The sequence below is a fragment of the Seonamhaeicola algicola genome (genome assembly GCF_007997385.1).
In the GTDB taxonomy this organism is placed as follows: domain Bacteria; phylum Bacteroidota; class Bacteroidia; order Flavobacteriales; family Flavobacteriaceae; genus Seonamhaeicola; species Seonamhaeicola algicola.
This window is the reverse complement of the sequence record NZ_VOSC01000028.1, coordinates 56,707-65,283: the sequence shown is the minus strand read 5'-3', so window position 1 is coordinate 65,283 and position 8,577 is coordinate 56,707. Positions and strand designations below refer to the sequence as shown.

At 28.1% G+C, this 8,577-nt stretch carries 9 protein-coding genes and 1 other RNA gene; 4 read left to right on the top strand and 6 right to left on the bottom strand.

The features are described 5' to 3' along the window. From FUA26_RS15740 to FUA26_RS12300, 3 genes are all read left to right on the top strand, one after another. Window positions 1–660: hypothetical protein (locus FUA26_RS15740; protein ID WP_186826917.1), on the top strand; the 660-nt coding region annotated here is incomplete at its 5' end. A 49-nt stretch (window positions 661–709) separates the two neighbouring features. Further along, the gene (locus FUA26_RS12305) at window positions 710–2,746 is read left to right on the top strand and encodes a tetratricopeptide repeat-containing sensor histidine kinase (protein ID WP_147136526.1); all 2,037 of its coding nucleotides are present in this window, start codon (window positions 710–712) and stop codon (window positions 2,744–2,746) included. A 9-nt stretch (window positions 2,747–2,755) separates the two neighbouring features. Beyond that, entirely contained in the window at window positions 2,756–3,433 is a 678-nt protein-coding gene (locus FUA26_RS12300; protein ID WP_147136523.1) for a response regulator, read from the top strand. 224 nt (window positions 3,434–3,657) lie between these two features. Here the strand turns inward: FUA26_RS12300 and ssrA are convergent. From ssrA to FUA26_RS12275, 5 genes are all read right to left on the bottom strand, one after another. Further along, window positions 3,658–4,053: a transfer-messenger RNA gene (gene ssrA, locus FUA26_RS12295) on the bottom strand. Between the two features lie 145 nt (window positions 4,054–4,198). After that, on the bottom strand, window positions 4,199–4,588 hold the full coding sequence (locus tag FUA26_RS12290; RefSeq protein ID WP_147136520.1) for a ribosomal maturation YjgA family protein: 390 nt from the start codon (window positions 4,586–4,588) through the stop codon (window positions 4,199–4,201). A gap of 26 nt (window positions 4,589–4,614) precedes the next feature. Then, complete coding sequence (creD, locus tag FUA26_RS12285; RefSeq protein ID WP_147136517.1) at window positions 4,615–5,985, bottom strand: cell envelope integrity protein CreD; 1,371 nt, start codon at window positions 5,983–5,985, stop codon at window positions 4,615–4,617. A gap of 50 nt (window positions 5,986–6,035) precedes the next feature. Beyond that, window positions 6,036–6,332 (bottom strand): winged helix-turn-helix domain-containing protein, encoded by a 297-nt coding sequence (locus tag FUA26_RS12280; RefSeq protein ID WP_147136513.1) that lies wholly within the window; start codon window positions 6,330–6,332, stop codon window positions 6,036–6,038. A 275-nt stretch (window positions 6,333–6,607) separates the two neighbouring features. Then, entirely contained in the window at window positions 6,608–7,213 is a 606-nt protein-coding gene (locus tag FUA26_RS12275; RefSeq protein WP_147136510.1) for a hypothetical protein, read from the bottom strand. A gap of 96 nt (window positions 7,214–7,309) precedes the next feature. Here FUA26_RS12275 and FUA26_RS12270 point away from each other — a divergent pair, with 96 nt between their 5' ends. Further along, on the top strand, window positions 7,310–7,690 hold the full coding sequence (locus tag FUA26_RS12270) for a DUF1801 domain-containing protein (RefSeq protein WP_147136508.1): 381 nt from the start codon (window positions 7,310–7,312) through the stop codon (window positions 7,688–7,690). Here FUA26_RS12270 and FUA26_RS12265 read toward each other — a convergent pair. Then, window positions 7,683–8,528 (bottom strand): hypothetical protein, encoded by an 846-nt coding sequence (locus tag FUA26_RS12265; RefSeq protein ID WP_147136505.1) that lies wholly within the window; start codon window positions 8,526–8,528, stop codon window positions 7,683–7,685. The genes FUA26_RS12270 and FUA26_RS12265 overlap by 8 nt on opposite strands. Window positions 8,529–8,577 lie beyond the last annotated feature (49 nt).

Genomic DNA, 8,577 nt, shown 5'->3' with positions numbered 1-8,577 from the left:
GCATTAGAAGAAGAAACTGCAAGAAAACGCGTAGAAAATCTAAAAGCACAACGCAGTTTAGATTCTATAGCAAGAATAAAAGAGTTTGAACGAAAAAAACAAGCTTTAGTAAGAGAAAAGGCTATAAAAAAGGCAGAAGCTTTAAGAGAAAAAAAACGTTTAGAGGCTATTGCTAAAGATGAAGCTGAAGAAAGAAATAATAGTAAAAAAATAAACATAAAAGCATTAGAACGTCAGAAATATAGAAGCACTTGTCATTATGTTATGAATGAGTTTGATAACCTTTATCAAGAAAAAGTTATAATGACTAAAGCATACAAAATTGATGATGGTTTAAAAGCTGAGCTATACAAAAAAGGTAAAAGGATTGACTTATTTCTAACTTCAAATATTAATATAGGCTGCGTTAGTGGGTTTTCTAATAAAAATACGTACGTTAAAATTAGCTTAGAAAATGGAACTTCTGTTATATTATATCATACTTACGGAACCAGTTGCAGTGGTTTTGAGTTTAAAGGAAAACTAGCTAATAATTATGTAGAAACGCTTAAAAACTCTCCTATAAAATCTATTACTTTAAAAGGCACCAAAGGTTCAAAAGAAATTATTAATATAGATTATAAAGAGTTTTTTATAGACAAACTAAAATGTGTTGAATAGCAATGCTCTTTTGTAAATTTTAATTTTTTTCACTTTAAAACAGTTGTTGTTGGATCATTATAAGTTTAATATTGGCTTACAAGTGTGCTTTTTATTTTTTTTGCTACTAACGGTTTTTAGTTGTAAAAAAGAAAAGTCACCATTTGGCAATTCTGTATTAAAAACAGATAGTGTTTCAGTGTATATAGCTTCATCAAAAGATGCTTCAAAAAGGTATAATCAAAAATTATTGCATCTTAAAAAAGCACATAAGCTTTTAGGTTTTAAAAAAAATAATGAACTCAAAAATAAATATTTAGATACTATAGTTTATAGAGCCTATAAGTTAAAAGACTCAGCTTTTTTTAAACAGGTAAATTCTGAAAGATTACAATTATCAAAAAAAATAAAAGATTCATTTGGTATAGCTGAATATCACTGTGCTAATGGTAATTATTATCTGTCAAAAGAACAACTAGACAGTGCTTTTTATGCATTCAATTTAGCTAAAAAATTTTTTGAAGCTTCAAATAATGATTATAAAGCAGCAAGAGTTTTATATTCTATGGCTGTTATTAAAAATAATATTAGAGATTTTACAGGTTGTGAAAAGCTAATATTTGATGCTATTAAAGTGTTTGAAAAAGAAAATAAAAACACGTCATTATATGTTAGCTATAATTTATTAGGTGTTATTTTTTATAAACTCAAAGAGTTTGATAAATCGTTAATGTACCACAATAAAGCTTTAGTGTATTTAGAAAAGTCAGATAAAAAGCAATTTTATAAAATTACCAGTTTTAATAATATGGGGAATGTTTATAGAGCTATGGGTAATTATAATGAAGCTATAACTAATTACAATAAAGCTTTAAATGATAGTTTATTACTTAAAAATGACCCTGTTAGATATGCTAGAATTTTAAATAATTTATATTATACAAAGTTGTTAAATAAAGATACAATTGGTGTTGAAACTAATTTGTTAAAAGCATTAAAAATTAGAGAAAGTGTTAATAGAATTTCGGGTATAGTGTTAAGTAAAATTCATTTAGCCGAATACTATTCTTATAAAACAGATACACTAAAGGCTATTAAGTTTGCTACAGAAGCTGAAAAACTAGCAGTAGAAATTTATGATAATGAAGATAGATTAAAGGCGTTAAAACTGCTATCAAAATTAGATACAACTAAAAGCACAAATTATTTAGAAACCTATATTCAGTTGAATGATAGTTTACAGGCAGCAGAACGTAGCATAAGAAATAAGTTTAACCGTATAGCCTTTGAAACTGATACATATATAAAAACAAACAAGCGGTTAACAAAGCAAAACATATTAATAACTGTTTTTTCTGCTATAGCAATTATTTTATTAATAATGCTTTATTTTATAAGGCAACAGCGCTTAAAAAACAAAGAATTGATTTTTGATAAGAATCAGGAAAAAGTAAATCAAGAAATTTATGATTTGCTTTTAAAACAACAGTCAAATTTAGAAGAAGTAAGAGCGCAAGAGCGCCATAGAATTTCAAAAGAATTACATGATGGTATTTTAGGTAAATTGTTTGGTGCTAGAGTAGGTATGGGGTTTTTAAACCTTAAAGGCGATGAAGAAGATGAAAATGATTATAAGTTTTATTTAAATGAACTTCATGAAATAGAAAAGGAAATTAGAGGTATTTCGCATGCGCTTCAAAATAATATTTTAAAATCTAGTAAAGATTTTACATCTATAATAGAAGACTATATAGCCAACCAAAGTAAAGCGCACGGATTTAATTATTCAATTCATTTTGATGATACAATTACCTGGAGCGATATTCCAGATAAACTAAAAATAACACTTTATAGGGTAGTGCAAGAAGCCTTGTTAAATGTGGTAAAACATTCATCTGCTAACAATATTTTTCTTACTTTTAGAGAAGCCTCTAAAGTTTTAAGCTTAAGTATTAATGATGATGGAAAAGGCTTTAATACAACAAAAACCAAACAAGGCATAGGGCTTAAAAACATGGAAGCAAGAATTCAAAAACTAAACGGTACTTTTTACGTAAAGTCTAAATTAGGTAAAGGCACAACCATACAAGTTACAGTTTCAATATAATTTATAGTTATGGCAAAAACGTTAAATGTTTTAATAATAGATGATCATCCTTTAATAGTAAAAGCCTATCATAGCGCCATAAAATACTTAGAAAAAACTAATGAAAACTACAGTTTTAATACTGAGTCTGCTAATAATTGTGACGAAGCAAATACTAAAATACTTCAACTAGAAAAATGTAGTAATGCTAGCTTGGTGTTTTTAGATATTAGCGTACCACCATCAACAGACGGTAAAATAGTATCAGGTGAAGATTTAGGTATTATAATACGCAGTAAAATACCAAATGCAAAAATTATAGTTGCTACAACATATACAAAAAACACAAGGCTTAATAGTATATTAAAAAATATTAATCCAGATGGCTTTTTAATAAAAACCGATTTAACTCCTGAAATTTTAACCCAAGCCATTGAAACAGTTATACAAGATCCACCATATTATTGTAAAACTGTATTAAAGTTTTTACGAAAAAAAACAACCAATGATATAGTGCTTGATACCACAGATAGAGTAATGCTTTTAGAACTCTCAAAAGGTGCCAGAATGAACGAGTTGCCAGAAATTTTAAACCTATCAATGGCAGCTATAGAGCGCAGAAAACGCATATTAAAAGAAAAATTTAGAGTAGACGGTAAAAGCGATAGAGTGTTGTTTAAAGTAGCCGAAGAAGAAGGCTTTATTTAAAAAAAACAGAGCAAAAGTAAGCTCTAAACCTCTCAATGTTTAGAGCCTATTTTTTTGCCCTTATGATAATAATTAATAGCTCTACAAAAGTACAACCAAAGCGTAATTAATCTTAAGGGTTTTTCCCTATATTTTTAACGGATATTAACAAATGTTAATTTTAAAAATTTAAATTTTATATTTTAAAAAAAAAGAGAACAACTATAAAAGTTGTTCTCTTTTTTATGTGGAGTCGCCGAGATTCGAACTCGGGTCCAAACAAGTAACCAAAGGGCTTTCTACACGTTTAGTTTTAACTTAATTTTAGGTAATAAGCTGGCAAAAAACAACCTACTTAAAACTTAGCTTTTAAATCTTGGTGTTACATCAAAGCAAAATAACACCTTAGTTTATTTTTACGATGCCTCAAAAAAGAACGCCATAAACCAAGGCTTTCCGGAGACATTTAGCTTGCGCACCTTGTGCGCCTAGGCTTGAACTTACTATAATTCAGTTATTAAGCAGCTAAAGCGTAATTATTTTCGCCGTTTAAAGTTTGACTTAGCCTTTAAGGTGTATCAAAGTCCTTACACCACGTGCTTACCGTTTAATTAATCTCGCTGTCAAAACCAGTCGACCCCATTAAATAGTAAATTTTCATTAAGGGCGTTACCCTATCGGGTCAGGCTTTCCACTATATCTTTTGCCAAAAAGCAAAAGGATGCCGTTTCAATCCTTAACGCGGGCAGCAAATGTACCAAAACTTTTGTAATAGGTAAAACGCTACTAGTAATTAATATTGCAAAATTTGTTCCAAATAACGTTTCTGTTTTCAAAAATTAAAACAGTACAAATACCTAAAGTATATGCAATTAAATCTGATACTTCAAAAGTAGTTCCTATAATAATTTTCACAATATTACTTTTAATTTTAAAAATATCTACAATACGTATTAATTGAAGTAATTCAACAAAAAACGAAAACGCTAGTACACACAAAGCAATGGTGTTGTTGTGTTTAGTAATAAAACATTTTATAAAGCAGTATAATAAAATAACAACAAGGTAATCACCAAAAGTATGTCTTATAAAACTTGTTTTTACAAAGCAAGCTATAACAACTTCGGTAATAAACAGTAGTAAAGTAAATATAATATAGGTTTGTTTTAAATACATTTTTTAAGCTTAAAAAGGTTATAAAATTATCCGTTGCTCCAATCTATTTTTCTAGATGCAAACATTACTATAGCTAATATTACAAACAGGCCAATACTACCAACTAACAGCGCGTAATTTTCTAACTGTATAATCACATAAATAAAGGTGTATAAAGCAGTTAAAGATGCGCCTATAAATACAGGAAATTTTACTTTTTTTAGTATTGTTTTAGAGTATAACGTAATAAGTAGTATTACAGATGCGGCAGCAATTACATAGGCTTTTAAAAAGTTACTGTGTTCAGATATTGATACAAGCAATGTATAAAACATAGTTAATGCCAACCCAATCATTAAGTATTGAAACGGATGAATATGTATTTTACTTAAAGATTGTATTAAAAAGAAAATTAAAAACGTTAAACTTATTACTAAAAAACCGTATTTTGATGAACGCTCACTCTTTTGGTATTCATCAACCGGAATTATAAAGTTTACACCAAATGCAAAATCATTTAATTGAGGCAAATTGTTAAAGTGATGTTGTGAAAATGGTCGGTTAATATCTAAAATTTTCCATTTTGCATTAAAACCATTATTAGTAATTTTATCATTATTATAGGGTAAAAATTCACCAAAAAAACTAGCATCTTTCCAATTAGATTTTATGTTTGCCTGTGTAGTTTTTCCAACAGGAACAAAACTAATTTTTTCACTTCCCTTAATGTTAAATTCTAAAGTAAAATTTAGCGGATTTGTATTTTTTACAACTATATTTTTGGTTTCTAAGCTATGTAAGTTGTAAATATTAGTACCATAATTTTTTTTAGCATTGTATTTAGATGTTAAACTTTGTGGTGTATTATTTACCTTTAAATTTGCGGTATTTATGCCTTTAACGTTTGATGTTTTTATAATTAGTTTAGCTTTATTCCATAAAATATTGTTGTATTCAATACCCATTTCATAAAAATCTGGTTTTGTAAAGTTTCCATCAATTTTTAGGTTAGAATTGTATACGGCTGTAGCGTAAATGCCTCGTTTTTTTTGTTCAGGGTTTATAACAGTATTTACATTTAAATTCTCAGGAAAAAAGTAGGCTATTTTAGTTTCGCTATATGTTTCTGTATACGTTTGTTTTGTGTTCTTATCAGTAATTAATTTTTCTTTATAAACCTTATAAGGTATTTTTAAAATAGGACCATACATTAAAATTTCTTTTCCCCATTGGTTGTTTATTTCGGTTAAAGCTTCACTTTGCCTGTGCGATCGTTCTTGTATTAAGTTTTGAATAAAAGAAAGCGGAATCAATAATGATAGTGTTAAAAAGCCAATCATTAGCATGCGGGCAGTAATTGATGTTTTAAGCCAATACACAAATTTGTTGTTTTGCGGGTCTTGTTTTGATGTATTCATATTATTTGTTTTAAAGTACTTTGAATTTCAAAGTGTATTTGTAAAAAATTTTAGGTTTTATTTTTAATTAATTTTTCAAGTGCTTCAATATGCTTTTTAAAAGCAGTTTTACCAAGGGCAGTGGTGGCATAGCGTGTATTGGGTTTACGGCCAATAAATTGTTTTTCAATCTTTATATATTCAGCTTTTTCTAAGGCTTTTGTGTGGCTAGCTAAATTACCATCGGTAGCGCCTAAAAGCTCCTTAAGCATGTTAAAATCGGCATAATCATTTACCATTAAAATAGACATAATACCTAGCCTTATTCTATGATCAAATAGTTTATTTATGTTATTAATTATACTCATATTATTTCCTGTGTATACAAGAATTAATTGTTTTTGAATTTGAAAAATAAAATAATATTAAAACAGTAAAAAATTAATCAAATAATATGTAATTCTTGCTTCTAAAAAAGATGAAAGAACAAGTGTAGGTACTATTGCTAGAACATTAAACTTCAAAGGAATTTTATATAGCTTTATAATCTTTAAAGAAAAATAAGATAATAAGGTTGGTGGAAAAAACAACACAAATTGACTACCGAAAATATAAAATATGTAGAATGCAGTTTCCATTATGTCTATTTATCATATTTAAAAAGCATCCAAGTACCATAAATAATGTGCATTATACCAAAACCTATGCTCCAGAGCCAAAAACCATATCCGGGTTTTATGGCCCCAATTAGGCCTAATATAACTTGTATATAACCAAGAAACTGAATATCTCCAACACTGTATTTTGATGCATTGATAAGTGCTAAACCATAAAATATTAACATTAAAGCGCCTGCTTGTCCATATTTGCCTTGACTTAAAATTATTAAAATATAAAGACCACCAGTTACTAATGGTATTAAAAAGTTTATAACTAATCGTTTTGATGTGCTATTCCAGGTGCTAACGTTTTGTTTTTTTGCTTTTTTGGTGGTTAATAAAACACCTGTTACTATACTAAAAATAGCTACTAAAGCAAGTGTTAGCAAACAATAATTAAACACCCAACCATTTAAAATTAAAACACCGTTACTATAATTGTTTACCAGCCAATATGCAAAGGCGCTACCAATTAATGCATACATACCGGCTAAAACACCAGATAAGCCGCTTAATGATATAAACCTTGAAGATTTATTCATTAAATCTTTAATTTCACCAATATCTTTTAAATAATCTTTTGAATCCATGGTAAAGTACTTTGAATTACAAAGTAAATAAATATAATTGATATGCGCATCATAAATTTTTGTTAAGTTTGAATTAAACTCATTAAAACAATACAATTGAAACCTGTTGATACTTATTTTTTTAATCAAAAAGAACCCTTTCAATCAATAATGCTATATGTTAGAAGTGTTATTTTGAAAACTTTACCCTATGTTACAGAGCGATACAGTTATAAAATACCGTTTTATAATATTAATAAAAAACCAATGCTTTACCTAAATGTTTTAAAAGGTAAAAATTATGTAGATGTTGCTTTTGTACATGGTGTTTTATTGGAAAAAGATTTTCCTGTATTAAAAAATGATAGTAACCGAAAACAAGTAAGATCTGTTCAATTAAAAACCATAGAAGATTTAAACCAAGAAAATTTTGAACAACTTCTTTTAGCTGCTGCCAAAATAGCTAACGCACAAAATAAGCCTTGGCATATTACTTAAAAAGAGAAAACCTGCCGCCAAAAACTATATTACGTTGTAAATAAAAAAAATGATGTTTTGCCTTGTTAACAGAACTGTTGGTGGTTTTAGAATTTAGCATGTTTACATAGCCACCTTTTAGCTCGCTTTGTATAAAAAAGTGTTTTAAAAATGTAACATTTATACCCGTTTTAATAGATGCTCCAAAACCTGATATTGAAAACTTATCGTTTTTTGGCCTGCCTAAAAAAGTGGCATTTGTTCTAGGAAACATAACGCCCGAGCCAATACCAACAACTGTATTAAAATAAATTTTTGCAGGATTTGTTTTAATGAATCTTAAGTGGTCAAACCTATTTAATTCAAAATTAATATAGTTTAAACCATCGGTATATTCAAACTTTAAAAAATTGTCGTTTATAGTTATTGTTTCATTAGTGTAGTTGCCTTTAAAGTCACTATCATCATCAATAAAGCCGTTAATTGTAACGTTTTGTTGGTTGTCAACCACATATTTCATGTGGTCAAAACCAAATGAAATACTATATTTATTATTTAAAAAGTAACCAATTCTAAAGTTTGTTTGTGGTATTGTAACACGCGCTGGGTTTAAATGTTCCTTAAAACCAAATTTATCTTGTGGTTTATCATGTGCAACTACCTTACTTAATGTGAATTTATGGTCTGGACCTTCAAAAGAAATATCGCTTTTAGTATAGTTAGCTCTATTCCAGCCCCAATACACATAAAATTTCCCTTTTTTTGCGGTGTTAAATTCTAAATTACTATTGTTTTTTTGTGAAAAGCAAGTGCTGGTAATAACTAATGTTGTAAACAAATAAATATGCTTAATATTCATGAAAATTTGTATGCTAGTGTAGCACACGAAATAAGCAATAAATAGTTTA